The 23,634-nt window shown below is 66.9% G+C and carries 22 protein-coding genes, 1 tRNA gene and 1 pseudogene; 9 read left to right on the plus strand and 15 right to left on the minus strand.

Annotation, left to right across the window (positions count from 1 at the left end):
• Positions 1–76: 76 nt before the first annotated feature.
• Entirely contained in the window at positions 77–418 is a 342-nt protein-coding gene (locus SGRAN_RS15890) for a PilZ domain-containing protein (RefSeq protein ID WP_067185286.1), read from the plus strand.
• 17 nt (positions 419–435) lie between these two features.
• Here the strand turns inward: SGRAN_RS15890 and SGRAN_RS15895 are convergent, their stop codons facing one another.
• Positions 436–1,611, minus strand: a complete 1,176-nt coding sequence (locus SGRAN_RS15895; protein WP_237233540.1) for an iron-containing alcohol dehydrogenase — start codon at positions 1,609–1,611, stop codon at positions 436–438.
• 77 nt (positions 1,612–1,688) lie between these two features.
• Positions 1,689–3,755, minus strand: coding sequence for an ATP-dependent DNA helicase RecG (recG, locus tag SGRAN_RS15900; RefSeq protein ID WP_067185292.1), 2,067 nt, complete (start codon positions 3,753–3,755; stop codon positions 1,689–1,691).
• A gap of 207 nt (positions 3,756–3,962) precedes the next feature.
• On the opposite strand from recG, the gene SGRAN_RS15905 reads away from it, so the two are divergent.
• Complete coding sequence (locus tag SGRAN_RS15905; protein ID WP_067185295.1) at positions 3,963–4,223, plus strand: succinate dehydrogenase assembly factor 2; 261 nt, start codon at positions 3,963–3,965, stop codon at positions 4,221–4,223.
• Complete coding sequence (gene mfd, locus SGRAN_RS15910) at positions 4,220–7,807, plus strand: transcription-repair coupling factor (protein ID WP_067185297.1); 3,588 nt, start codon at positions 4,220–4,222, stop codon at positions 7,805–7,807. The genes SGRAN_RS15905 and mfd overlap by 4 nt, the downstream gene beginning before the upstream one ends.
• A gap of 175 nt (positions 7,808–7,982) precedes the next feature.
• On the opposite strand, the gene SGRAN_RS15915 is transcribed toward mfd, so the two are convergent.
• Positions 7,983–9,179, minus strand: a complete 1,197-nt coding sequence (locus SGRAN_RS15915) for a GGDEF domain-containing phosphodiesterase (RefSeq protein ID WP_067185299.1) — start codon at positions 9,177–9,179, stop codon at positions 7,983–7,985.
• Between the two features lie 60 nt (positions 9,180–9,239).
• On the opposite strand from SGRAN_RS15915, the gene moaA reads away from it, so the two are divergent.
• The 4 genes from moaA (at position 9,240) to SGRAN_RS23060 (ending at position 11,637) form a co-directional block, all read left to right on the plus strand.
• On the plus strand, positions 9,240–10,247 hold the full coding sequence (gene moaA, locus SGRAN_RS15920; RefSeq protein ID WP_067185302.1) for a GTP 3',8-cyclase MoaA: 1,008 nt from the start codon (positions 9,240–9,242) through the stop codon (positions 10,245–10,247).
• A 24-nt stretch (positions 10,248–10,271) separates the two neighbouring features.
• Positions 10,272–11,042: an NAD kinase gene (locus tag SGRAN_RS15925; protein WP_067105433.1), complete on the plus strand. Its 771-nt coding sequence runs from the start codon at positions 10,272–10,274 to the stop codon at positions 11,040–11,042.
• Positions 11,043–11,151: 109 nt separating this feature from the next.
• A tRNA-Asn gene (locus SGRAN_RS15930) sits at positions 11,152–11,226 on the plus strand.
• Positions 11,227–11,358: 132 nt separating this feature from the next.
• Positions 11,359–11,637 carry a hypothetical protein gene (locus SGRAN_RS23060; RefSeq protein ID WP_237233541.1) on the plus strand — a complete coding sequence of 93 codons (279 nt, stop codon included), beginning with the start codon at positions 11,359–11,361 and terminating at the stop codon, positions 11,635–11,637.
• Between the two features lie 114 nt (positions 11,638–11,751).
• On the opposite strand, the pseudogene SGRAN_RS23065 reads toward SGRAN_RS23060, so the two are convergent.
• Positions 11,752–12,837 (minus strand): annotated as a pseudogene (locus tag SGRAN_RS23065) (recombinase family protein); the annotation flags it as partial.
• Between the two features lie 660 nt (positions 12,838–13,497).
• On the opposite strand from SGRAN_RS23065, the gene SGRAN_RS22635 reads away from it, so the two are divergent.
• Entirely contained in the window at positions 13,498–13,644 is a 147-nt protein-coding gene (locus SGRAN_RS22635) for a hypothetical protein (protein WP_172709664.1), read from the plus strand.
• A 14-nt stretch (positions 13,645–13,658) separates the two neighbouring features.
• Here SGRAN_RS22635 and SGRAN_RS15945 read toward each other — a convergent pair whose 3' ends face one another.
• From SGRAN_RS15945 to trbB, 11 genes are read right to left on the minus strand one after another with little or no spacing between them, the layout of a single operon-like run.
• On the minus strand, positions 13,659–13,880 hold the full coding sequence (locus tag SGRAN_RS15945; protein WP_067185306.1) for a DUF2274 domain-containing protein: 222 nt from the start codon (positions 13,878–13,880) through the stop codon (positions 13,659–13,661).
• Positions 13,877–15,097, minus strand: coding sequence for a TrbI/VirB10 family protein (locus tag SGRAN_RS15950; protein WP_067185309.1), 1,221 nt, complete (start codon positions 15,095–15,097; stop codon positions 13,877–13,879). The genes SGRAN_RS15945 and SGRAN_RS15950 overlap by 4 nt, the downstream gene beginning before the upstream one ends.
• Entirely contained in the window at positions 15,094–15,912 is an 819-nt protein-coding gene (trbG, locus tag SGRAN_RS15955; RefSeq protein WP_404950424.1) for a P-type conjugative transfer protein TrbG, read from the minus strand. The genes SGRAN_RS15950 and trbG overlap by 4 nt, the downstream gene beginning before the upstream one ends.
• A 14-nt stretch (positions 15,913–15,926) precedes the next feature.
• Complete coding sequence (trbF, locus tag SGRAN_RS15960) at positions 15,927–16,610, minus strand: conjugal transfer protein TrbF (RefSeq protein ID WP_067185310.1); 684 nt, start codon at positions 16,608–16,610, stop codon at positions 15,927–15,929.
• 4 nt (positions 16,611–16,614) lie between these two features.
• The gene (gene trbL / locus SGRAN_RS15965; protein ID WP_067185313.1) at positions 16,615–17,895 is read right to left on the minus strand and encodes a P-type conjugative transfer protein TrbL; all 1,281 of its coding nucleotides are present in this window, start codon (positions 17,893–17,895) and stop codon (positions 16,615–16,617) included.
• Positions 17,892–18,143, minus strand: coding sequence for a putative entry exclusion protein TrbK-alt (gene trbK-alt / locus SGRAN_RS15970; RefSeq protein ID WP_067185315.1), 252 nt, complete (start codon positions 18,141–18,143; stop codon positions 17,892–17,894). The genes trbL and trbK-alt overlap by 4 nt, the downstream gene beginning before the upstream one ends.
• A 1-nt stretch (position 18,144) precedes the next feature.
• The gene (trbJ, locus tag SGRAN_RS15975) at positions 18,145–18,858 is read right to left on the minus strand and encodes a P-type conjugative transfer protein TrbJ (RefSeq protein ID WP_067185318.1); all 714 of its coding nucleotides are present in this window, start codon (positions 18,856–18,858) and stop codon (positions 18,145–18,147) included.
• Complete coding sequence (trbE, locus tag SGRAN_RS15980; protein ID WP_067185320.1) at positions 18,855–21,296, minus strand: conjugal transfer protein TrbE; 2,442 nt, start codon at positions 21,294–21,296, stop codon at positions 18,855–18,857. The genes trbJ and trbE overlap by 4 nt, the downstream gene beginning before the upstream one ends.
• Positions 21,293–21,562, minus strand: a complete 270-nt coding sequence (locus SGRAN_RS15985) for a VirB3 family type IV secretion system protein (RefSeq protein WP_067185322.1) — start codon at positions 21,560–21,562, stop codon at positions 21,293–21,295. The genes trbE and SGRAN_RS15985 overlap by 4 nt, the downstream gene beginning before the upstream one ends.
• Entirely contained in the window at positions 21,562–21,894 is a 333-nt protein-coding gene (locus SGRAN_RS15990; protein WP_067185324.1) for a TrbC/VirB2 family protein, read from the minus strand. The genes SGRAN_RS15985 and SGRAN_RS15990 overlap by 1 nt, the downstream gene beginning before the upstream one ends.
• Entirely contained in the window at positions 21,891–22,874 is a 984-nt protein-coding gene (trbB, locus tag SGRAN_RS15995; protein ID WP_067185327.1) for a P-type conjugative transfer ATPase TrbB, read from the minus strand. The genes SGRAN_RS15990 and trbB overlap by 4 nt, the downstream gene beginning before the upstream one ends.
• 219 nt (positions 22,875–23,093) lie before the next feature.
• Between trbB and SGRAN_RS16000 the strand changes: the two genes are divergently transcribed.
• Positions 23,094–23,612, plus strand: a complete 519-nt coding sequence (locus SGRAN_RS16000) for a helix-turn-helix transcriptional regulator (RefSeq protein WP_067185329.1) — start codon at positions 23,094–23,096, stop codon at positions 23,610–23,612.
• Positions 23,613–23,634 lie beyond the last annotated feature (22 nt).

The raw sequence follows: 23,634 nt of genomic DNA on the forward strand, positions 1-23,634 counted from the left end.
AACGAAGCAACAGCGTTTACCGTTTCTTCAGCAATCGGACCGATTCTATTCGGTCAGACCAGCAAGGCTTTTTGGTATGCGCAAGATCGACACGAACAAGGCTCATTATGTCGGACTCGACCAGCGGATCGCACCGCGCAGCGACGTATATTGCCGCCTGCCCTTCGTGCTGCCCGACGGTCGGCAGGAAATGTGCACCTGCGTCAACATCAGCGCCGACGGCCTACTGATGCGCTATGAGCGCGGGCTCGAGCCCGGCGACCTCGTCGTGTTCCGCATGCCGATCATCGGCCGCACCGCCGCCAAGGTCATCTGGTCGCTGGGCGGCAAGACCGGCGTCCAGTTCGAAAAGTCGATCGTGGCGGAGGATTATCTGCCGATGCTGCGCGCCATGGGCGCCCGCGGCGACGTCAACTAAGGTCGACGCGCGCGACGTTACGCCGCCATCCGCAATATCTCCAGCACATCGTCCTGCGATTCGATCGACCGCGGGTTCGACCGCAGCCACAGGTCGTGCATCGCATAGCGAGCGACGGCGCCGAACTGGTCCTCGCCGACGCCGACCTCTGCCAGCGTGCGCGGCATGCCGAGCCCGCGGACGAAGGCGTCGAGCGCCGCCGACGCCGTGGCATGACCGCCGCCGAGGCATTGCAGGATGCGGCCCTGCCGGCTCGCATCATGCCCGGCGTTCCAGGCGAGCACGACGGGCGACAGGATGCATGAGGTATAGCCGTGCGGTACCCCACAGGTCCCGCCGAGCACATGGCCGATCGCATGGCTCGCCCCCATCGGGACACCGGCGAGCACCGGCATCATCGCCTGCCACGCGCCGATCTGGCACTTCTGCCGCCCTTCGAGATCGCGCGCGTCGGCCTTGGCCCGGCGCAGCCCCTCGAGGAGCAGCCGCAGCGCGCTGTCGGCGAGCCCGTCGGCATAATCGTTCGACCGGAAGGAGGCGAGCGTCTCGACACAATGGTCGACCGCGCGCACCCCGGTCGAAAGCCAGACCCATTCGGGCGTGTGGACGGTCAGCGCCGGGTCGAGGACGATCGCGACCGGGACCATCGCCGGATGGCCATAGCCCTGCTTGTGCCGCGTCGCCTCGTCGGTGGCGCCCGAACGCGGGTTGAATTCGCCGCCCGACAGCGTCGTCGGCACGCAGATGACGCGAACGTCGGGCCCTTCGGTGAGCGGATTCACTGCGCGGCCCTGGTCGTCGACGCGCGTGCGCAGCGGCTCGAAATCCTCGACACGGCGCACCCCGTGCCTGAGCGCCAGCGCGACGATCTTGGTCGCGTCGGTCACCGATCCGCCGCCGACCGACACGATCAGGTCAGCCTGCGCCGCGCGCGCCGTTTCGACCGCGCGCAGCACGTCCAAGCGCGGCGCATGCGGTGCAATGCCGTCGAAGGTTGCCGCGTGCCGATCGCCGAGCGCGCTCTCGATCCGCGCCACGGCATCGGTCTGTTTGCGAAGCGAGGTCGAGACGATCAGCAGCACCCGTCGCGCGCCCATCGCCTCCGCCTGCTCGCGGAGCGCTTCTCCCGCCGGTCGCCCGAAAACGACGCGCTTCGTTTCGGTGAAGGTCACTTCGCCCGACGACAGTTGCACTGCAGTTCCTCCATCTTCGCTCATCAGATGGTTAGGATACAAAGTATTTCCGCTCCAGCCAATGGGCGGGAAGCCGATCAGCCGCTGCGCAGGAGCGGCACCGCCGCGTCGCGCTCGAACAGATAGAGGCACAGGCGCACCGCCTCGCCGCGCGGGCCATCCATGCCGCCGTCGCGTTCGACGAACAGGCGGGCGTCGTCGTGCGCGACGGGGAGCAGGCGCACCAGTTGCTCCGGCGTCGCAAGGCGATAATCGGCGTCGCCCGACTGCTTGAGCCCGAGCAGTTCGCCGCCGCCGCGCAGTTCCAGATCGCGCTCGGCGATCACGAAGCCGTCGTTCGTCTCGCGCATCAGCGCGAGCCGCTCACGCGCCGTCTCCGACAGATTCTGGGAGCGCAGCAGCAGGCACACCGATTTCGCCGTCCCGCGCCCGACACGCCCACGAAGCTGGTGGAGCTGCGCGAGGCCGAAGCGATCGGCGTGCTCGACGATCATCAGGCTCGCCGCGGGGACGTTGACGCCGACCTCGATCACCGTCGTCGCGACGAGGACGCCGATCTCGCCCGCTTCGAAGCGCGCCATCACCGCATCCTTGTCGGGGCCTTTCATCCGCCCATGGACGAGCCCGACCGCGTCGGCGCCGAAGCGTTCGCGCAGCAGCGCCGCGCGATCCTCTGCCGCCGCGAGTTCGCTCGCTTCGCTCTCCGCAACCAACGGGCAGACCCAATAGGCCTGCGCGCCGCTCGCCAGATGGCGCCCGAGCCCGTCGATCACCTCGTCCAGCCGGTCGACCGAGACGACGCGCGTGTCGACGGGCGTGCGGCCCGGGGGCATCTCGTCGAGCCGCGACACGTCCATCTCGCCATGATTGGCGAGCAGCAGCGTGCGCGGGATCGGCGTCGCGGTCATCACCAGCAGGTGCGGCGGCCGCGCGCCCTTGTCGGTCAGCATCAGCCGCTGCGCGACGCCGAAGCGATGCTGTTCGTCGACGACGACCAGCGCCAGGTCGCGGTAGCCGACCGCCTGCTGGAAGATCGCGTGGGTACCGACGAGGATATCGATGCTGCCGTCGGCGAGCCCCATCAGCGTCGATTCGCGCACCTTGCCCTTGTCGCGCCCGGTCAGGATCGCGAGGTTGACCGGCAGGCCCACGAGCATCTGCTGCAAGGTCGCATGATGCTGGCGTGCCAATATCTCGGTCGGCGCAAGCAACGCCGCCTGCGTCCCCGCCTCGACTGCCGTCAGCATCGCGCGCAGTGCCACCAGCGTCTTGCCCGACCCGACGTCGCCCTGCAGCATTCGCAGCATCGGCACGTCCTGCGCCATGTCGCCCGCGATCTCACGCCCGACCCGCTCCTGCGCGCCGGTTAGGCCGAAGGGCAGCTTCAGCGCGCCGGTCAGCCGCCCGTTGCCGGCGATCGGCCGGCCCTTGCGGTTGCGCAGCCCCTGCCGGATCAGCATCAGCGCGACCTGGCTCGCGAAAATCTCGTCATAGGCAAGCCGGTCGCGCGCCGCCTCGTCGCGCGGGCCGGCATGCGCGCGCGCCATCGCCTCGCGCCAGGCCGGCCAGCCCCGGCTTGCCAGCAGCGGCGCGTCGATCCATTCGGCGAGGTCGGGCCTCCGGTCGAGGGCCACTTCGGCAAGCTGCGACAGCCGCGCGTTAGTCAGCCCCTCGGTGAGCGGGTAGACGGGCTCATGCTCCGCGATGGCGGTTTCGTCCCCCGGCTCGGCGACATGATCGGGGTGCACGATCTGGCGCATGTCGCCATAGAGGTCGAGCCGCCCCGACACGCGGCGCTTTTCCCCCAGCGGGAACAGCTTGCGCGCGAGGCCGGAGGTGCGCCCGAAATAGACGAGCCGCACATGATCGCCCGCGCCATCGACGGCCTCGACACCGAAGGGCGCGCGCGGGGAGCGGCCGGAACGATAGTCCTGCGCGGTCAGATCGACGATGATCGTCTGCCCCGGCTGCGCCTGATCGAGCCGTTCGACCGGAATGCGCGAGATCAGGCCGGTCGGCAGATGGAACAGCACATCGACGACGCGCTCCAGCCCGAGCCGCGCCAGCGGTTTGGCGAGCTGCGGCCCGACGCCCTTGAGGTCGGTCAGCGCGGCAAAGAGCGGGTTGAGGATTTCGGGTCGCATAGCTAGAGCGTGTCTAGCCTCGTCTTTCCGTTCGTGTCGAGCGAAGGAAAGCCGGCCCCTCTTCCGTTTGTGCTGAGCTTGTCGAAGCACCGTCCTTATTTTCCGGCGGCGCAAAGAAAGAACAGCCCTTCGACAAGCTCAGGGCGAACGGTGAGCGGATACGATGCCCGTTTCCGCTTCATCGCTCGCGCGATTAAAAGGCCCGCCATGCAAAACCGCCTGAAACGCCTGAGATTCCGCGCATGGCACCGCGGCACGCGCGAGGCCGACTATATGATCGGCGGCTTCTTCGACCGCTATTCGCCCGGCTGGGACGAGGCGGAGGTCGAATGGTTCGAGGCCGTCGTCGAAGAGGACGACGTCGATATCATGGCGTGGGCGCTCGGCACCGGGCATCCGCCCGCGCACCTTGACCGTCCCGAATGGATCGCGGCGATGCGCCGGCTGGATTATATCCCGCTGCCATGACCCGGACCGCCGCCGACATCTTCGCCGCCATCGGGTCGGCGTCGGCGCCCCTGACGCTGGCGCGCGCGGCCGACGGATTCCTGCCGCTGCTGCTCGCCGATCTGGCGCGGGCGAGCGACAAGAGGCTGCTTTACGTCGCAACCGACGATGCGGCGATGCAGGCGATCGCCGACGCCGCGCCCTTCTTCGCGCCCGACCTGATCGTCCACCGCTTTCCAGCGTGGGACTGCCTGCCCTATGACCGCGCCGGGCCGTCGATGCGGGTCAGCGCCGACCGGCTGGCGACACTGTCGGCACTACAGGCGCCCGCCAGGCGCGGCGAGCTGATCCTGACCACCGTCGCCGCGATCACCCAGCGCACGCTGACGCCGTTCCGTATCCGCCAGCTCGCGACGACGCTCGCGGCCGGGCAGCGGATCGACCGCGACGCGCTCGCCGAACTGCTGGTCGCCAGCGGCTTCAACCGCGTCGATACCGTCACCGACCAGGGCGAGTTCGCGGTGCGCGGCGGCATCGTCGACCTGTTCCCGGCGGGCGAAGATGCCGGATTGCGCGTCGATTTCTTCGGCGACGAGATCGAGAGCATCCGCCGCTTCGACCCCGCCGACCAGCGCAGCCTGGGCCCCGCCAAGGCGCTGCAACTGCTCCCGGCCGCTGAAACCCTGCTCGACGAGGCAACGATCAAGCGCTTCCGCACCCGCTATCGCGAGATGTTCGGGGCGCAGGCGACCGGCGACCCGCTCTATCAGGCGGTGAGCGAGGGGCGGCGGCAGGCGGGAATGGACCATTGGCTGCCGCTGTTCGAGGAGCGGCTGGCGACCTTGTTCGACCATATCGACCCGGCGACCCCGGTGCTGCGCGGCCACCGCACCGACGCGACCGCCGAGACGCGCTTCGACGCGATCCGCGACTATCATGCCAACCGCGTCACCGCCGAGCAGGTGCAGGCGGGCAGCTATCGCCCGCTCGCGCCCGAAGCGCTCTACCTGACCGAGGCCGAGTGGAGCGAGGCGGAGACGGCGCGCCCTATCCATGTCGTTACCCCGTTCGACATTCCCGAGGCGCCGACGGTTCTCGATCTCGAAAGTTTCGCAGCGCGCGATTTCACGCCCGAACGCACCGCCGACCTCAATGTCTACGACAAGGTGGCCGACCATCTGTCCGACGAACGGCGCAGGGGACGGCGGACGATTATCGCCAGCTATTCGGCAGGCGCGCGGGATCGGCTGGCGGGGCTGCTCAAAGAGCATGGCGTCAGCGGGCTGGCGCAGGTCGATACGTGGCAGGAAGCGCTGGGTTCAACGTCCGTTCGTGTCGAGCGAAGTCGAGACACCCCGCGGGATAGCGCCACGCCGAGGGGCGTCTCGACTTCGCTCGACGCGAACGGGTTGGGAGCGAATAATCCGGGGACAGACACCGTCGCGCTCATCGTCCTCCCCCTCGACCACGGCTTCGCGACCGACGCGATCAGCCTGCTGACCGAACAGGACATCCTCGGCGAGCGACTGGTCCGGCGACAGAAGCGGCGCAAGAGCGCCGACGCCTTTCTCGCCGAACTCGCGACGCTCAGCGTCGGCGATCTCGTCGTCCACCTCGATCATGGCATCGGCCGCTACGAGGGGCTGACCTCGATCCCGGTCGGCGACAGCCCGCACGACTGCGTCGCACTCACTTACGCCGGCGGCGACAAGCTTTACGTGCCGGTCGAGAATCTCGACGTGCTGTCGCGCTACGGCGGCGAGAGCGAGGGGGTCGCGCTCGACAAGCTCGGCGGCGAGGCGTGGCAGCGGCGCAAGGCGCGGATGAAGGAGCGCATCCGCGAGATCGCGGGCGAACTGCTCGCCACCGCGGCGCAGCGCGCGCTGCGGTCGGGCGAAATGCTGGCGCAGGATGCCGCCTACCCCGCCTTCGCCGACCGCTTCCCCTATCAGGAAACCGACGATCAGGACCGCGCGATCGGCGACGTGCTCGCCGACATGGCATCGGGGCGGCCGATGGACCGGCTGGTGTGCGGCGACGTCGGCTTCGGCAAGACCGAGGTCGCGCTGCGCGCCGCCTTCGTCGCGGCGATGGCGGGGGTGCAGGTCGCGGTCGTCTGTCCCACCACGCTGCTCGCCCGCCAGCATTACAGCAATTTCGTCGAGCGCTTCAAAGGCTTCCCGATCAACATCGGGCGGCTGTCGCGGCTGGTTCCGGCGGCCGAGGCCGCGAAGACGCGCGACGGGCTGGCGAGCGGGCAGATCGACATCGTGGTCGGCACCCATGCGGTCTTTGCGAAGGCGGTCGAGTTCCAGCGCCTCGGCCTCGTCGTCGTCGACGAGGAACAGCGCTTCGGCGTCGTCCACAAGGAGCGGCTCAAGCAGTTGAAGGCCGACGTCCATGTGCTGACGCTGACCGCGACGCCGATCCCGCGCACCTTGCAGATGGCGATGTCGGGGCTTCGCGAACTGAGCGTCATCCAGACGCCGCCGGTCGATCGTCTCGCCGTGCGCACTTATGTCGCACCGTGGGACCCCGTCGTCATCCGTGAGGCGCTGCTGCGCGAGCACGACCGCGGCGGGCAGAGTTTCTTCGTCACCCCGCGCATCAAGGACCTTCCCGACATCGAGGATTTCCTGCGCACCCGCGTTCCCGAGGTCAAATATGTCGTCGCGCACGGCCAGATGGCGCCGGGCGAGGTCGAGGAGCGGATGAGCGCCTTCTACGACCGCAAATATGACGTGCTCGTCTCGACCACTATCGTCGAGAGCGGGCTCGACATTCCGAGCGCCAACACGCTGGTCGTCCACCGCGCCGACCGCTTCGGCCTCGCGCAGCTCTATCAGCTTCGCGGGCGGGTCGGGCGGTCGAAGACACGCGCCTATGCCTATCTGACGACGCCCGAGCATGGCGCGATCACCGACACCGCCGAAAAGCGGCTCAAGCTGCTCGGCGACCTCGACACGCTGGGCGCGGGCTTCCAGCTCGCGAGCCACGATCTCGACATCCGCGGCGCGGGCAATCTGGTCGGCGACGAGCAATCGGGGCACATCCGCGAGGTGGGCTTCGAACTTTATCAGGCGATGCTGGAGGAGGCGATTCTCGTCGCCAAGGCCGAGGGCGCCGGCGTCGCGCCGCCGCGCGAGGCGCTGTCGCCGGTCATCACCATCGACGCGCCGATCCTGATCCCCGAGGATTATGTCCCCGACCTGCCACTGCGCATGGCGCTCTACCGCCGCCTCAACGAAGCCGGAGACCGCGCGGAACTCGACGCGTTCGCGGCCGAGATGATCGACCGCTTCGGCCCGCTGCCGCCGGAGACGGCGAACCTGATCCAGCTGATGGAAATCAAGGCGAACGCCAAGGCAGCGGGCATCGCCAAGCTCGACGTCGGCACCAAGGGCGCACTGGTCGCCTTCCACGGCGACCAGTTCGCGAACGTGCCGGGCCTGATCGCCTATGTCGAACGGTTGAAGGGCCGCGCGCGCATCCGCCCCGACAACCGCCTGTCGGTCAGCGGCGAATGGGGCAGCGCCGGCGCCCGACTCAACGGCGCGTTGCAATTGTCGAAAGGTTTGGGGAAGCTGGCGAAGCAGGCGACGTAGAAACCGTCGTTATTGCGAGCGGCGAAGATAGAGTGGCGTATCTTTGATCTGACCACCGTCCCGTTCGTGTCGAGCGAAGTCGAGACACCCATCGGTGTTGAGCAAGGCCGATGGATGTCTCGACTCCGCTCGACACGAATGGAAACGGGGGGATGTGGATTTAGGGCTCGATGCCCTATTCCAGCAACCCCAGCAGTTCGTCGCCCGGGACCGGCCCCGATTTCAGGAAACCCTGCCACGTCGCGACGCCGATCTCCTTCAGCCGCGCGAGCTGGCTCTCGCTCTCGATCCCCTCGGCAACGACCAGCAGGCCGAGCGCACGGGCAAGGTCGACGATCGCGCGCACGACGATGCGGTCACGGTCGCTGCCGTCGATGGTGCGCGTGAAGCCGGCGTCGATCTTCAGATAGTCGATCGGCAGCCGCGCGAGCAGCGACAGGCTGGAATAGCCGGTGCCGAAATCGTCGATCGCGATCGCGCAGCCGAGCGAGCGGATCTGCGCGAGCTGCGCCGCCGCGCTCGTCGGATCGCTGAGCATCGCCTGTTCGGTGAGTTCGAGCGTCAGCCGGTCGGGATCGACCCGCGCCGCCTTGACCATCGCCGCCAGCCGGTCGGCAAACGCCGGGTCGCCGAGGTCGGCGGCGGTGATGTTGAGCGAGACGCGCAGCTTGCCGAGCGGCTTCGGCCAGCGCGCGACCTCGTCCAGCGCGACGCGGTGCGCATGTTCGGTCAACTCGCATTCGAGCCGCGCCGCGCGCGCCGCGGTGACGAGCGGCCCGGCGCCGAGCAGGCCGAGGTCGGGATGCCGCCAGCGCAGCAGCGCCTCGACCCCGACCATCGCGCCGCTCGCGACGTCATATTGCGGCTGATAGAAGATCGCCACCTCGCCGCGCGACAGCGCGGCCTTGACCATCGCGCCATCGCGCGCCGACGCCGGCCGCGCGAGCTGCTCGGCCGCCATGCGCAGCTGATCGTCGATCGGCTCGTCGCGCGTGATCAGCGCCGCGGCGATGCGAATCGCCAGCCGTCCGTTGGGGTCGCCGACCATCGGCTCGGCCAGCGCGACGTGAAGGGCCCGTTCCTGCGCATGCAACGCGCCGAGCGACAGCGGCACCGCCGGTACGATCAGGAAGCGCGGCCCTTCGAGCCGTGCGACCAGCGAGCCGTGGCCGAATTCGTCGCTGGCGAAAGTGTCGAGCCGTCGCGCCACCTCCTCCAGCAGGGCGTCGCCCGTCTCGGTGCCCGCGCTGTGATTGATTCGCGCCAGCTGGTCGAGCTGGATCAGGATCACGCCCAGGTCGGCGCCGTGCCGCGCATGCAGGTCTTCCAGATGCCGAACGCTTGCCGCGTTCGTGTCGTTCGATCGATTCATGCCGGCCCCCTAGCAGGCTTTGCTTGCCAATCTCTTCCCATTTGCACCACAATAATCGCGATGACCGCAAATTCCGCCCCATCTGCCGCGTCGCTGGCCGACGGTCATGGCCGCCGGATCAGCTATCTGCGCCTGTCGGTGACCGATCGCTGCGATCTGCGCTGCCGTTATTGCATGGCGGAGACGATGACCTTCCTTCCGCGCTCGGCGGTGCTGACGATCGAGGAAATGGGCGATCTCGCGGCGCGTTTCGTCGCGCGCGGCATCCGCCGCATCCGCCTGACCGGCGGCGAACCGCTGGTGCGGCGCGGCGTCGACATGCTCGCCCGGCGGCTTGGCGCGCTGATCGGCGACGGTCTCGACGAACTGACCCTCACCACCAACGGCATGCGGCTCGCCGAGCATGCGGCGATGCTCGCGGCGGCGGGCGTGCGCCGCGTCAACGTCAGCCTCGACACGCTCGATACGGCCGCCTTTCGGCATATCACCCGCGTCGGCGACCTCGCCGTCGCGCTGCGCGGCATCGCGGCGGCGCGCGCGGAGGGGCTGTCGGTCAAGATCAACATGGTCGCGCTCGCCGGGCTCAACGAGGACCAGTTCCTCCCGATGCTCGATTTCTGCGCCGCGAACGGCTGCGACCTGACGCTGATCGAAACGATGCCGCTCGGCGAGGTCGAGGCCGACCGCAGCGCCCATTTCATTCCGCTCCACCACTTCGTCGCGCCGCTGCGCGCCGAGCGCGCGATCTGGCCGGTCGACAAACGCACCGGCGGCCCGGCGCGTTATTTCGCGGTCGAGGACAGCCCGGTGACGCTCGGCCTGATCACGCCGCTGAGCGACAATTTCTGTGCGACCTGCAACCGCATCCGCCTGACCGTCGAAGGGCGCATCTACATGTGCCTGGGACGCGACGACCATGTCGACCTGCGCGCGGCGCTGCGCGACGGCGGGGACGTCGATGGGTTGATCGACACGGCATTGGCTGGCAAACCGCGCGCGCACGATTTTCGTATCGAACGGAAATCGGCGCCGGCGGTCGCGCGTCACATGAGTGCAACGGGCGGCTGACGCGGCGCCCTTCTGGGGGTAGTTATGCAACGCAAGATCGCGCTCGTCGCGTCGAATGCGCCCGCGGGACAGGAGGCCGAGGCCGAACTGCGTCCGCTCTACGACTTCGTCGATCTCGCCGAGGCCGACCTGCTGATCGCGCTCGGCGGCGACGGCTTCCTGCTCCACATGCTGCACCAGCTTCTCGACCAGCGGCGCAGCCTGCCCGTCTTCGGAATGAACCGCGGGACGATCGGCTTCCTGATGAACGAGTTCCGCGTCGAAGGCCTGCTCGAGCGCATCGCCAGCGCGCGGCCCTTCCTGATCCACCCCCTGTCGGGCGACATCACGACGATCAGCGGCGAACGGCATATCCTGCCCGCGATCAACGAGATTTCACTGCTGCGCGAAACGCGCCAGGCGGCGAAGCTGGAGGTAGTGATCAACGAGCGCACGATGCTGGAAGAACTGGCGTGCGACGGCGTCCTCGTCGCAACGCCCGCAGGTTCGACAGCCTATAATCTGTCCGCCAACGGACCGATCCTGCCGCTCGAATCGGAAATGCTCGCGCTGACCCCGATCAGCCCCTTCCGCCCGCGGCGCTGGCGCGGCGCCCTGCTCCCCGAATCGGCGAGCATCCGCTTCAATGTCCGCGAAGCAGCGAAACGCCCGGTCAGCGCCGTCGCCGACCAGCGCGAAATCCGCGACGTGAAGACCGTCCTCGTCACCACCGACCGCAGCCGGCCGCTGACGCTCCTGTTCGATCCCGATCAGGGGCTCGACGAACGGATCGCGATGGAACAATTCATCGTTTGAGGCACGCTGGCTCCAACGCAGGGCCAGCGGTACGAAATATACCGAATCCCCCTTGCAAAATGGCGCGGGCAACGGCAAAGGGGCCGCCTTGCCCGCCTTGGCGGGCTGCTCCTCGGTAGCTCAGCGGTAGAGCAATCGACTGTTAATCGATTGGTCGCAGGTTCGAATCCTGCCCGGGGAGCCATTTCAGTACAGCAGAGGGCACCAAGTCCTTTTGTTGTACATTTCCAAGAGCAAAAACGGCGTTAAACAGGGATTCCTTGGTCCCTCCGATCCGTATTTTGCGCTTTAGAATCTCCACTCGCTGCGCGAACTGATGGAAATGATCACGGCGGTACTTGCCGTTCGATCCCCGCAGCCTTTTCTTTACGCGTTTCGTGAATTCGGCGAGCAATTCGGGGGAGATCGATTTGGCTCCCGACGAATCCATCAAGGCCTCGGCGCGCTCCGCATCGACTTGCGCTTGATCGCGTGTGGCTTTCAAAGTGGCGATGCGGTTGGCGAGATCAGGATCATCGAGGTCTGCCGCTCCGCTCTCGATGGCAGCATAGAGACGCGCCAGCCTCTGCTGGGCTTCGGCAGCCTTGCGGCCTAGCTCCGCGATGCGTTGTTCCCGTTCCTTCGCGCGCTCTTCCCTTTGATCGAGAAGACTGGACAGAAGCCCCCCCAAGCGAACCGGATCGAGAAGTCGCTTTTCGATATATTGGGAAACCACATTCTCGAGAAGTTCGGTCCGAATGATCCCCGCCGAGCACGCCACAGCGCCTTTGCGGCGACGGTTTGCACAGGCATAATATCGGTAGCGACCACCCTTCCCCGTCATCACCGTCATCGATCCGCCGCACTCTGCGCAGTGAAGCACGCCAGTCAGCAATGAAGGTGATGCAGCAATGGCCGGGTTCAGCCGAGCCGGACTGCGCGCGCGCAAGCGCGTCTGGACTGCGTTGAAGCAATCCTCCGATATGATCGGCGGCACCTCGATCGTGACGATATCCGCCTTGTCATTAGGACGCTTTCCCTTCGCGAGCCTGTTGAACTCATGGATGCCGAAATAGGTTCGGCGTGTCAGGATCTGGTGCACAGCGCCGACGCCCCATAGGCCTCCCGATCGGGTGCGGATGTGGTTTTCGTTGAGATGATTTACGATCATCTTGACCCCCATCGGACCGTCCCCGACACCTTCTTGCGCCAGCCTGAAGATGAGCCGGACGGTGTCCGCGTGTAGCGGATCGATCTCGAGCTTCTTTTTGATCCGCTCGCCTCGTTGCGCGGCCACGACAAGCCGGTAGCCGATGGGTGGCTGGGCGCCATTCCAGAAGCCCTGCCGAGCATTTTCCTTCATGGCCCTCAGCGTGTGCTTGGCATTCTCCTTCGACTGATATTCGTCGAACAGCGCCATAATCTGCCGCATCATCACATGGACCGGATCGTCACCGATTTCTTGCGTGATCGACACCAGCTTCACGCCGTTTTTCGCGAGTTTCCGAACATAGAATTCGAGCTCGAAATGATCTCGGAAGAAGCGGCTGAAGCTGTGAACGACGATGATGTCGAACTGCGAAGGCTTGGCGGTACCCGCCTCGATCATCCGCTGGAACTCAGGGCGGCGATCGGTCGTGGCCGAAGCGCCCGCCTCGACGAATATGTCGACCACCGCGAAACCCTTGTCCGCACAATAGGCCTCGCCTTGGCGCCTCTGGTCGGGGATCGAGACATCCTGCTCGGCCTGCCTTGCCGTCGATACGCGAAGATAGAGCGCGGCCCGGGGCTGGATCATCATGGGACCGCTCTCCATCCGCGATCAAAGCCCGCGATCGAGCAGCTCATCGAGCATCTCGCCGAAATAGGCCTGAAAGAGGTCGATCTCCTCCTGCGTGATTTCGATCTGCTCGGGCAGGTCGTCGGAGATGGTCCAGGGAAGGTCGGGATCTTGCCCGCAATAGTCAGCTCCGCGCAAGAAGAAGTCATGTTCGAAGCGATACGAAGACTGCGAGGCGGGTTTGTCCGGCATGCAGGCCGAGGTGGGCACGATCGGTGCGAAATAAAGCCGATTTCGCGCGTAAGCAGGCATCTGGAAACATTAGGAAAAAAGCACCGGCGATATGCTGAAATCGCCAGAAGCGCACGGCAATAGGAAAGGATTTGCGGTTTTGATTTGGTCATGAGCGTCCTCCGTTGGACGCGCCCGCCACCACCTCCACAGCGCAATCTGCGGCCCGATTCTAGCATCGGCGACGCCGCATCCGCAACCGGTTGCGGGCGCAATCTGTACGGATTTGGACCTGCCGTTTGCGAGGCGGGCGGTCATCTTGGCACGGATCGGTGGTCAGCATCCTGTCCACCCTGTCCGCTGGCGGACGGGATCTCGTCCGAAATTTTCGGCTATCTGACGGCGGTAACCCCGGCATCGCGATGCGGCCAAGGTCGGGGCCGACAAACTGCCGTGGAGTCCATGATGACCGAATTCCTGCTGATCTTCGCCTGCATCGCGCTCCGCGAGCTCGCCCGATCGCTACCCGCGATCATCTGGGCGGTGCGCTGCATGCCCGACAGCCCCAACTACAAGCTGCCAAGTCCGCCGCGCGCGGTCCGACAGCCGTGACCCCGCAGTCGCGGTCAGCGCTGCCGCCGCGCCGCGGCGAAGCCGCGATCGGTCGCGATGAAGCGCTCGATCATCGGCACCGCTATCCTTTCGGGGGTCAATGGCTCGGACAAGCCGTTGGTGCGCGCATGGACCGCGGCATATTCGACAAGCTCGCGATGAAGACTGCCAGGCAGCTCGATCATGAGTTTTACCGGTTTCTCGTCCACGATCGGTCCGAGCCGAAGCTTGCTCATGGCCGCGCTCCCGGGGTCTCCTCAAAGATCAGGTCGCGCGTAACGATCACACGAAAGGCGAGTCCCGGGCGAACCGTCAACGTGGGCGGGACCGAGAGTTCACGCTCCACGACGCGCCGGCCTGCCTCGTTGCTACTGTCCTGCACGCCTCCCCGGAGCGCCCGGACAAGATCGCTGTCGTTGTTCGAGACCAGCTCGGTGCCGACCCCCAGCAGCGACGAGATCAGCGCGGCACGGAGCATCCGGCCCCAATGATTGTCGACCCTGTCTTCGACCCCCGCCATGCCCGACGCGTCGGCCCCGGGCTGGCGGTCGAGCCGGATCGAACGGCCTCCGGGAAGAATGAGCCTGTCCCATGCCAGAAGTACGCGCCGCTGCCCGGCGACGACCTCGCTGTCATATTCGCCGACCAGCCGGGCACCTTGCGGAATGAGGAGAAGGCGTCCGGTGGGGCTATCGAAGACATTCTGCGTGACCTGCGCGCTGATCTGACCCGGTAGATCGGAGCGGATGCCGGTGATGAGCGCCGCCGGGATCACCGCTCCCGCCTGGAGAATGAAGGGCGAGCTTGGCGCCACGATCTTCTCGTCGCTCTCGATGGCGCCGCGGGCGTCCCCGACCAGGAAGCGACGCCGCGCCGAGGTGGTCGTCGGCTTGTCGTCCGCGGCCGCCGCCGGCGTGGGAGCCAAGGATATTTCTGTTGCAGCTTCGCGAAGCGACGCGCCGCCGCTGCCGAGAAACAGCCGGCTCGCCGTTGCGGCGTCCCGCTCCTGTGCGGCGCGCTGCCGTGCCTGTTCGGCCGCCGCCACCCGCGGGTCGACCGGCGGCTGCGCCATACCAGGGACGGGGACGGTCTCACCCGCATTTTGCGCCGACACGATGGGCCGTCCGAGGTCGCCGGGGAGCGGCGGGCCAAGTTTCGGCACGGCGCCATAATCGGCCGGCGCACTGGTGACCGCTTCGGACTTGTTCGGGTTCGTCACCTCGTACAATTCCTGCGCGGTCTTGGGATCTGGGGTACGCAAGGCCCAGAGCAGTGCGCCGCCAATCGCCAGGCCCGCAGCGCCGCCGGCAATGGCCAAGGTCCTGCGCGACAGGCGCATGACGCGTGGCATCTCGCCTTCGAGACGGAAGCCATCGGGGCTGGCGGGCGCGACAACCGGTGCGCCCTCCTCGCCGGACACACCCGGTTCGCCTCCCCGTTCCGGCGCGCTCATTTGCCACCCCGGCGCCGCGGCGCGTCGCGCTCGATCCGGACCGCCTTGGCCGCGCGCCCGCTGCCAAGGCGCAGTTCGGCGCGCTCGAACAGGCGGTCGACGATCATGAAGCGGCCCTGGACACGGTAGTTGACGAGCTCGGCCGCGCCTTTGTCGCCCAGGATGAATAGCGGCGGCATCTCGTCGGTTGCGACGTGCCCCCCGAATTCGACGAAGAGCTGGCGCCCGTCGTCGAAGACGCGCTGCGGCCGCCACGCCGCCTTGTCCCCCGAAATCCGGTACGCGAAGTTCAGCGCGGCAAAGTCGATTCCGCCCGCTACGGGCAGCGCCCGCTCGCGCTCCCCCTCGGCGGCGCGAAGCGCGATCAGCTCGTCCTGCGGATAGGACCAGGACACCCCCGCCATATAGGTCGCCGGGGTCGCGCGCAGTTCGATGTGGTAGGTTCTGCGGCTGGTGTTGATGACGAGGTTCGTCATGATATCGGGCCGCGTTGGCTTCACGAGGATATGAACGCGCCGGGATACGCCGGCGCCGCTCAACGTGTCGCCGATGATCCAGCGCACCGTGTCCCCGGCGGCAACGGGCCCTGGCCCGACGAGTTCCTCGCCCTCCTGCAGCGCGATGTCGGTCACCTGCCCCGGCGCGGTGTAGATCTGAAACAGCGCGCCATCGGCCCAGGCATATTTCTGGATCGCGCCTTGGAAGGTCGAACGCTCGGGCTGGACGCGCGCGGCGTCATTGGCGCGGCCGACCTGGACCTTGGGATCGCCGGGCGCGGCGTGCGCGGGAAGGCCGAGCGCAAGTGCGCCCAGCAAGAGGGGAAAGCGGTTCACTGGCTGAGCTCCTTCGACCAATTCAGGGCGGACACGAAGACGCCGAGCGGATTTTTCCGGAGGGCGTCGGGGGTGCGGGGCGGCTGGATCGTCACCGTGACGATCGCCGACCAGCGCGAGGTTTCGAGGAGGCTGCCGTCCTGATAGCGGCGCTCGGTCCAGGCGATACGGAAGCTGTCCTTCGACGCACGGATCACGCTCGACACGTCGACTGCGACCTGGCGCTTGCCGATCTCGGCGAAGGGATCGTTGGTCCGTGCATAATCGTTGAGCGCCTGCGCGCCGCTCGTCGTCGTGAAGTCGTAGGCGCTGAGCCAGTCGCGGCGCAGCACCACCGGATCGGCGGGGATCGAGCGGACATGCTCGATGAAGCGCGCGAGGTGGAAGGCTATCTGCGGGTCGGTCGGAGCGAAGTCGCCGTCGGCCGGAGCGACGGACCGCGCTTCGCCAAGCTTGTCGACCTCGACGACCCAGGGGGTGATCGTGCCGCGCGACGCTTGCCAAACCACTGCCGATGCGAGGCCGCCCGACAGGATGAGGCAACCGAAAAAGGCAAGCCGCCAATTCTTCGCCTGGACACGCGCGGCGCCGAGACGATCGTCCCAGACCTGCGCGGCACGCTGGTGCGGCGTCACGGGCTCGGGCGACTTGCCATAATGATTGGTAGGTCGTCGAAACATCGGATCATTCCTTCTGGCTGATGTCGGGAGCGGAGCCGGCGCCGTGGCTGTCGCCGGCCTTCAGGGTCTGCGAGGCAATGGTGGCGCCCGACGTGACGGCCTGACGCCGTTTCATCGCGGCCGCCCATGGCGGCGGCCCGCCGGGCGATGCGCCCGGCGCCGCCGCGGCCGGCGCACCGCCCTGCCCTTGGGCATAGCTTTGCCGAACCCGCGCCGCCGCGCGGCGCAGCGGGGACCCGGCGCCGCTCGCCGCGTCGCGCGCGACATTGGCGAGGCCCGCCCCGAACGCCCTCATCCCGCTCTTCACGGCAGCCCCGCGGGCATAGGAGGCCGAGGCACCACCCGCCGTGCGCGAGGCACCGAGGGCTGTCCGGCCAAGCGCGCTGCTCGCCGCGCCGGCGGCGAGCGTCGCGCCCGCGGCCCCGGCGGCGAGCGTGGCCCCTGCCGCAAGCGTCGTACCTGCCGCGGCGCCAGCGCCGAGCTGGGGTCCGCCGGCGACGATCCCGTTCGCAACGCTCGGTCCGAAGATGCCGAGACCGAGCAACGTCAGGGCGCCGAGCGCGATCGCCATGACTTCACGGATATCGGGCTCGGTTCCGAGGCCCGCGTCCATGAAGCGCTGGAAGAGCGTCGTGCCGATACCTGTGATGACAGCGAGCACGAGGAGCTTGATCCCCGAGGAGATGACATGCCCGAGCACGCGCTCGGCCATGAAGGCGGTGCGATTGAAGAAGGCGAACGGCAGCAGGACGAAGCCCGCGAGCGTCACGAGTTTGAATTCGAGGATTGTGACGAAAATCTGCACCGCGAGGATGAAGAAGGCGATGACGACGATCACCCAGGCGATCAGCAGGATCATGATCTGGACGAAGTTGGTGAAGAGCCCGACCGGACCGACGAGGTCGGCGGTCGCATCGAGCAAGGGCTCCGCTGCATCCAGCCCGGTCGCGGCGACCATGCCGGGGCGCATGAAGTCGCCGATCGCCATCGCCCCGCCGCTCGCCTTCAGCCCGAGACCTGCGAAGCTTTCGAGGAGTATGGTCGCAAGCGCCTGAAAATTGCCGATGATGAAGGCGAACACGCCGATGTAGAGGGTCTTCTTCACGAGGCGCTGCAGGACATCCTCATCGGTGCCCCACGCCCAGAAGAGCGCTGCGATCGTCACGTCGATCACGATCAGCGTCGAGGAGAGGAAACCCACCTCACCGCCGAGCAGCCCGAAGCCGCTGTCGATATAGGTCGAGAAAACCGACAGGAAATTGTCGATAACGCCGGTGTCGTTCATTGCTCAGGCTTTCCAGAACGGAAGAAGTGACGCCGCTTCGCTTCCCACGCGGCCTCGCACTCGGGATCGGCTTCGGTGACGGACCGGCAGCGCCGCGGCGTGTCGCCTTCATCAGGGGGTGCGTCCGCTCCGGAGATTTGCAGAGCGGACGCACCGGGCTTGGGCGGGTCGAGCGCAGCAACGAGAGCAAGGGCCAGCGCAAGTCCCAGGACGATGGCTCCCATCACCAGCCCGCCCGCCCGGCCCATCTCAATTGCCTTTGCGGAAGCGGCGGAAGCGTTCGCGGCCATCGGCCTCGGCGGCAGCGGCGCGCGCGGCGTCGAGCATTTGTGCCCTGCCCTGCGCGCTCAGTACGGCGGACAGATCGGCGATCTGCTGCGACTGGATGGCGAGCAGCTGATTGCCAGCCTGTGCCGCCTGCAGCGCGCCAGTCGCCGACTGGCTGGCGCCGACGATCGTCCCGATCGACGTGCGGGTGCCGCCCATGTTCGAGACGATGCCGGCCTGCACCTTCATCGCATCTTCGAATGCGCCGACGCTGTCCTTCCAGCGCGCATCGGCATTGGCGACCAATTCGGCCGCCGTGCCCGAGAAGGCGGTGCCCTTGTAGCGCTGTTCGAAGCCCTTGCGGATGTCGGTCACGTCATAGGCGATGCCCTCGGCCTCGCTGAGCAGCTGCCGGGTCTGATCGACCTGCGCCTGCAGCTCGCCGAGCGTCGAGACCGGGAGGCTCTGGAGGTTGCGCGCCTCGTTGAGGAGCGAGGTCGCCTGGTTCTGCAGCTGCTTGATCTGGTTATTGATCTGCTCGAGCGTGCGCGCGGCGGTCAGGATGTTCTGGGAATAGTTGCGCGGGTCATGGACGATACCGCCGATCTGCGCGCTTGCCGGCGCCGCAACCATCGGTCCGGTGGCCGCCGATGCCAGCAGCGCAGCAGCGACGGCACGGGCAAAATTCTTCTTCATTGGGAGGACTCCTCATTGGGGGCGGCGATGGTGGAGAGCAGCTCGGCCGCCCATTCGAGCTTGCGGTGGGAGAGCCAGGCGGCGGCAAATCCGTCTTCTCCATGCGCGGCGAAGAGCTCGCCGATGCGCGTCTGGTCGGTCTTCGAGGAAGCAGCGGTGAACGCGAGCGCCACCTCGCCGAGCCCGAGGTCGAAAAGGCGGTTTCCGCGCCGCGACTGGCAATAATAGTCGCGCTTGGGGGTCGCCCGGCTCAATATCTCGATCTGGCGCTCGTTGAGCCCGAAGCGCTCGTAAATCCGCGCGATCTGCGGTTCGGCCGCGCGTTCGTTCGGCAGGAAAATGCGGGTGGGGCAGCTTTCGATGATCGCGGGCGCGATGTTCGATGTCTCGATATCGGCGAGACTCTGGGTCGCGAATACGACGCTCGCATTCTTCTTGCGCAGCGTCTTCAGCCATTCGCGAAGCTGCGCGGCGAACGCCGGACTGTCGAGAACGAGCCAGCCCTCGTCGATGATGATGAGCGTCGGCGAGCCGTCGAGCCGGCCCGCCATTCGGTGGAAGAGATAGGTGAGCACAGCGCCAGCCGACGCGGCCCCGACGAGTCCCTCGGTCTCGAACACCTGCACCCGGGCTTCGCCGAGCCGTTCGTCGTCGGCATCGAGCAGCCGACCCCACGGGCCCCCGATACAATAGGGCGCGAGCGCCTGCTTGAGCGGCTGCGACTGCAAAAGCACGGCAAGGCCCGTCAGCGTTCGTTCGGAGACCGGTGCAGTCGCGAGCGAGGTCAGCGCCGACCAGAGATGCTCCTTCGCCGCCGGATCGATCGCGACCCCTTCGCTTCCAAGCAGCGCCGCAAGCCATTCGGCAGCCCAGCTGCGCTCGGCGGCTTCATCGATCCGCGCCAGCGGCTGCAACGCGACCCCGCCATCGCCATCGTGCAGCGCGCCGCCAAGATCCTGCCAGTCGCCGCTCATCGCGAGCGCCGCGGCGCGGATCGAGCCGCCAAAGTCGAAGGCGAAGATTTGCGCCTGCGGGTAGCGACGGAACTGCATCGCCATCGTCGCGAGAAGCACCGACTTGCCGGCGCCGGTCGGGCCGACGACGAGGCAGTGGCCGACGTCGCCGACGTGAAGCGAAAGGCGGAACGGGGTCGAGCCTTCGGTCTTGCCGTACAGCAAGGGGGCGTCACCGAAATGCTCGTCCCGTTCCGCCCCCGCCCACACCGCCGAGAGGGGGATGAGGTGGGCGAGATTGAGCGTTGAAATCGGCGGCTGGCGCACATTGGCATAGACATGGCCGGGCAGGCTCCCGAGCCAGGCCTCGATCGCGTTCATCCCTTCGATCGTGCAGGTGAAGTCGCGGCCCTGGATGACCTTCTCGACGAGCCGGAGCTTCTCGGCGGCGAGCGCAGCGTCGACGTCCCAGACGGTCACCGTCGCGGTCACATAGGCGATGCCCGAATGATCGGCGCCGAGTTCCTGCAAGGCCATATCGGCGTCGGCTGCCTTGTTCGAGGCGTCCGAATCCATGAGGACCGACTGCTCGTTGGTCACCACCTCCTTGAGGATCGCGGCGATCGACTTGCGCTTTGCGAACCATTGCCGGCGGATTTTCGTCAGCAGCTTCGCTGCATCGGTCTTGTCGAGCATGATTGCGCGGGTGGACCACCGGTAGGAGAAGGCGAGCCGATTGAGTTCGTCGAGCAGGCCCGGCCAGGTCGCGGTCGGAAAGCCGGTGATCGTCAGCGTGCGCAGGTTCGACCGTCCGAGCCGCGGCTCGAGGCCGCCGGCGAGTGGCTGGTCGGTCAGCAACGCATCGAGATAGACGGGGGTCTCGGGCACGCGAACCCGGTGCCGGTTGGTCGACACCGTGCTGTGCAAATAGGTCAGCGTCTCGGCGTCGCCGAGCCATTCGGCCTCGGGCATGAAGCCCTCGACGAGATGGAGGATGCGGTTGGTCCGGTCGGTAAAGCTCTCGAGATGCTCCCTCGGATCGACGCCGCTCCGCGCCATGCCTTCGTACAGCCAGCCCTCGGCGCGCGAGGCGTCCTCGGCCGGCGGCATCCACAGCAGGGTAAGGAAATAGGCGCTCTCATAATGCGCGCCTTCCTCGCGGAACTGTTCGCGCCGCTCCATGTCGACGAGCGCCGAGGCCGGGTCGGGAAAGTCGGACACCGGATAGGCATTCGACGGGACGCGCTGCGCCTCTACGAAGACCGCCCATCCCGAGCCGAGGCGCCGGAGCGCATTGTTGAGGCGCGCGGTGACCGCGACCAGCTCGGCAGGCGTGGCGCTTTCGAGATCGGGACCGCGAAAGCGCGCCGTGCGCTGGAGCGATCCGTCCTTGTTCAGCACCACGCCCTCGCCCACGAGCGCGACCCAAGGGAGAAAGTCGGCAAGGCGGGCGGATTTCGAGCGATATTCGGCGAGGTTCATCATGGCCGCATCCAGACGGGATATTTGAGGTGACGCCGGGCTACGTCGACGAACTGGGGATCGCGGCGGGCTGCCCATACGGAGAGAGCATGGCCGATCGCCCAGATGGCGAGGCCGGCGAGCCAGAGGCGAAGGCCGAGGCCGATGGCGCCCGCGAGCGTTCCGTTCACGATCGCAAGGCTGCGCGGCGCGCCGCCGAGCAGGATCGGTTCGGCGAGCGCGCGGTGCACCGGCGCGAAAAAGCCCGGCACCTCCCCTTCCCGGCTCATCAGAGGAGCGCTCCGCCGCCGAAGGAGAAGAAGGACAGGAAGAAGCTCGACGCGGCGAAGGCGATCGACAGGCCGAACACGATCTGCACCAGCCGGCGAAAACCGCCCGAGGTGTCGCCGAACGCGAGGCTGAGCCCGGTCACGATGATGATGATCACCGCGACAATTTTGGCGACCGGCCCTTCGATGCTTTCGAGGATCGACTGCAGCGGCGCTTCCCAAGGCATCGACGAGCCGCCGGCCCAGGCCGGAACCGAGACGGTCAGCGCGGCGGCGAGCGCGGTAGTGGACAGCATGGCGCGAAGCGCGCCATGCCGGAGGGCATGGATCATCGGATTTCTCCTTCAGGGGTGATGAGCGAAGTGATGCGGTAGTCGCCGGTCGCCGGGTCCAACCCGCCTATGCGCGCCAGTTCGGCAAGGCGGCGGCCGTTGCCGTCGCGGACCAGAACCGCGACGAGGTTGATGGTCTCGGCCAGAAGCGCGCGCGGGACGGTGACGACCGCTTCCTGGATGAGCTGCTCCATCCGGCGGAGCGCGCCGATCGCGCTGCCGGCATGGATCGTGCCGATGCCGCCGGGGTGACCGGTGCCCCACGCCTTCAGCAGGTCGAGCGCCTCGGCACCGCGAACCTCGCCGATGGGGATGCGATCGGGCCGGAGCCGCAGCGACGAACGGACGAGATCGGATAGCGAGGCGACGCCGTCCTTCGTGCGCATGGCGACGAGGTTCGGGGCAGCGCATTGCAGCTCGCGCGTATCCTCGATCAGGACGATGCGATCCGAGGTCTTCGCAACCTCGGCGAGCAAGGCATTGGTGAGCGTGGTCTTTCCTGTCCCCGTGCCGCCGGCGACGAGGATGTTCAGGCGATCGGCAACCGCGCGCCGCAGCGCTTCGGCGGCGCCCATCGCCATGATGCCCGATGCGACATAGTCGCCGAGCGTGAACACCGCGACGGCGGGCTTGCGGATCGCAAAGGTCGGCGCGGCGACGACGGGGGGAAGAAGCCCTTCGAACCGTTCACCCCCTTCGGGCAGCTCCGCCGACACGCGGGGTGCGCCGGCATGAACCTCTGCGCCGACGTGATGCGCGACGAGACGGATGATCCGTTCGCCATCGGCCGGCGAGAGAAGAATACCGCTATCGGTGATCCCTGCGGCGAGCCGATCGACCCAGAGGCGGCCATCGGGGTTGAGCATGATTTCGATGACGGAAGGGTCGGCCAGCCATTCGGCGATAGCGCCGCCGAGCGCGGTACGGAGCATCCGCGCACCGCGCCCATGAGCCTCCAGTCGTATCGGTTCCGCGACCATGGATTACCCCGTTTCTGCGGCGGGGCATCAGCGCCCGGCTCGACGGGGACGAGTAAGAGACGCAGAAAAAGGCTTGCTTCAACAAGTTATTCAGTGCGTCCAACAACAGGAAAGAATGACCGGCGTTAGGAAAGGCGACCTTCTTCAATTCGGAACGAACTCACCGCGACTCACCCCGTTGTGACTTGCGCTCGGCGACTTTGTGACAAGAGTGAGACCATGGATGATTCGGGGTCGCGCCCAAATATTGACGAAGATCGCTGGAACCGCCTGACCGAGAAGCAGCGCGCGTGCCTCGACCTGCTCATCGAACATAAGACATCGAAAGAGATTGCCAGGCTGCTCGATATCTCGAAGCATACGGTCGATCAGCGGCTGAATGCGGCGCGCGACACGCTCGGCGCGCGCGATCGTAACGAGACCGCGTTCCTCTACGGGCAGCTCAAGCAGATATACGACCGCGTGACATACGACGCGGTGGATGTTCCCGACCGACCGACATTGGTGCGATCCGAATTCCCGAACGGAAGCCCGCCCAACCTGATGGAATTGAAAGACAGTTCCGAAATGCTGGGTAGGCTATCGAGCAAACGCTCTCCGTTCGGGGATTTGTTGAGGCCCGACCATAGTTCGGCAGCGCGTATCGGGATCACGTTAACGGTCGTCGCCGTCGTCGTCCTGATAGGTCTTGGCGGACTGTCTATCGGGCAGACGCTTACCGAGCTGCTTACTCGCTGACCCCCTTCCATTGTCGCCGAAC

Source organism: Sphingopyxis granuli, from assembly GCF_001559015.1.
Taxonomy (GTDB): Bacteria; Pseudomonadota; Alphaproteobacteria; order Sphingomonadales; family Sphingomonadaceae; genus Sphingopyxis; species Sphingopyxis granuli.

Bases quoted from the DNA above. Each gene is read 5' to 3' on its own strand.
- trbK-alt (WP_067185315.1), bottom strand. From the start codon at position 18,143: ATGGGCCGGGCGGGCGGGCTGGTGATGGGAGCCATCGTCCTGGGACTT.
- trbJ (WP_067185318.1), bottom strand. From the start codon at position 18,858: ATGAAGAAGAATTTTGCCCGTGCCGTCGCTGCTGCGCTGCTGGCATCG.
- moaA (WP_067185302.1), top strand. From the start codon at position 9,240: ATGACCGCAAATTCCGCCCCATCTGCCGCGTCGCTGGCCGACGGTCAT.
- SGRAN_RS15985 (WP_067185322.1), bottom strand. From the start codon at position 21,562: ATGAGCCGGGAAGGGGAGGTGCCGGGCTTTTTCGCGCCGGTGCACCGC.
- SGRAN_RS15890 (WP_067185286.1), top strand. From the start codon at position 77: ATGCGCAAGATCGACACGAACAAGGCTCATTATGTCGGACTCGACCAG.
- mfd (WP_067185297.1), top strand. From the start codon at position 4,220: ATGACCCGGACCGCCGCCGACATCTTCGCCGCCATCGGGTCGGCGTCG.
- SGRAN_RS16000 (WP_067185329.1), top strand. From the start codon at position 23,094: ATGGATGATTCGGGGTCGCGCCCAAATATTGACGAAGATCGCTGGAAC.
- SGRAN_RS15950 (WP_067185309.1), bottom strand. From the start codon at position 15,097: ATGAGCGCGCCGGAACGGGGAGGCGAACCGGGTGTGTCCGGCGAGGAG.
- SGRAN_RS15905 (WP_067185295.1), top strand. From the start codon at position 3,963: ATGCAAAACCGCCTGAAACGCCTGAGATTCCGCGCATGGCACCGCGGC.
- SGRAN_RS23060 (WP_237233541.1), top strand. From the start codon at position 11,359: ATGGAAATGATCACGGCGGTACTTGCCGTTCGATCCCCGCAGCCTTTT.
- trbF (WP_067185310.1), bottom strand. From the start codon at position 16,610: ATGTTTCGACGACCTACCAATCATTATGGCAAGTCGCCCGAGCCCGTG.
- SGRAN_RS15990 (WP_067185324.1), bottom strand. From the start codon at position 21,894: ATGATCCATGCCCTCCGGCATGGCGCGCTTCGCGCCATGCTGTCCACT.
- trbL (WP_067185313.1), bottom strand. From the start codon at position 17,895: ATGAACGACACCGGCGTTATCGACAATTTCCTGTCGGTTTTCTCGACC.
- SGRAN_RS15915 (WP_067185299.1), bottom strand. From the start codon at position 9,179: ATGAATCGATCGAACGACACGAACGCGGCAAGCGTTCGGCATCTGGAA.
- SGRAN_RS22635 (WP_172709664.1), top strand. From the start codon at position 13,498: ATGACCGAATTCCTGCTGATCTTCGCCTGCATCGCGCTCCGCGAGCTC.
- SGRAN_RS15945 (WP_067185306.1), bottom strand. From the start codon at position 13,880: ATGAGCAAGCTTCGGCTCGGACCGATCGTGGACGAGAAACCGGTAAAA.
- SGRAN_RS15925 (WP_067105433.1), top strand. From the start codon at position 10,272: ATGCAACGCAAGATCGCGCTCGTCGCGTCGAATGCGCCCGCGGGACAG.
- recG (WP_067185292.1), bottom strand. From the start codon at position 3,755: ATGCGACCCGAAATCCTCAACCCGCTCTTTGCCGCGCTGACCGACCTC.
- trbE (WP_067185320.1), bottom strand. From the start codon at position 21,296: ATGATGAACCTCGCCGAATATCGCTCGAAATCCGCCCGCCTTGCCGAC.
- trbB (WP_067185327.1), bottom strand. From the start codon at position 22,874: ATGGTCGCGGAACCGATACGACTGGAGGCTCATGGGCGCGGTGCGCGG.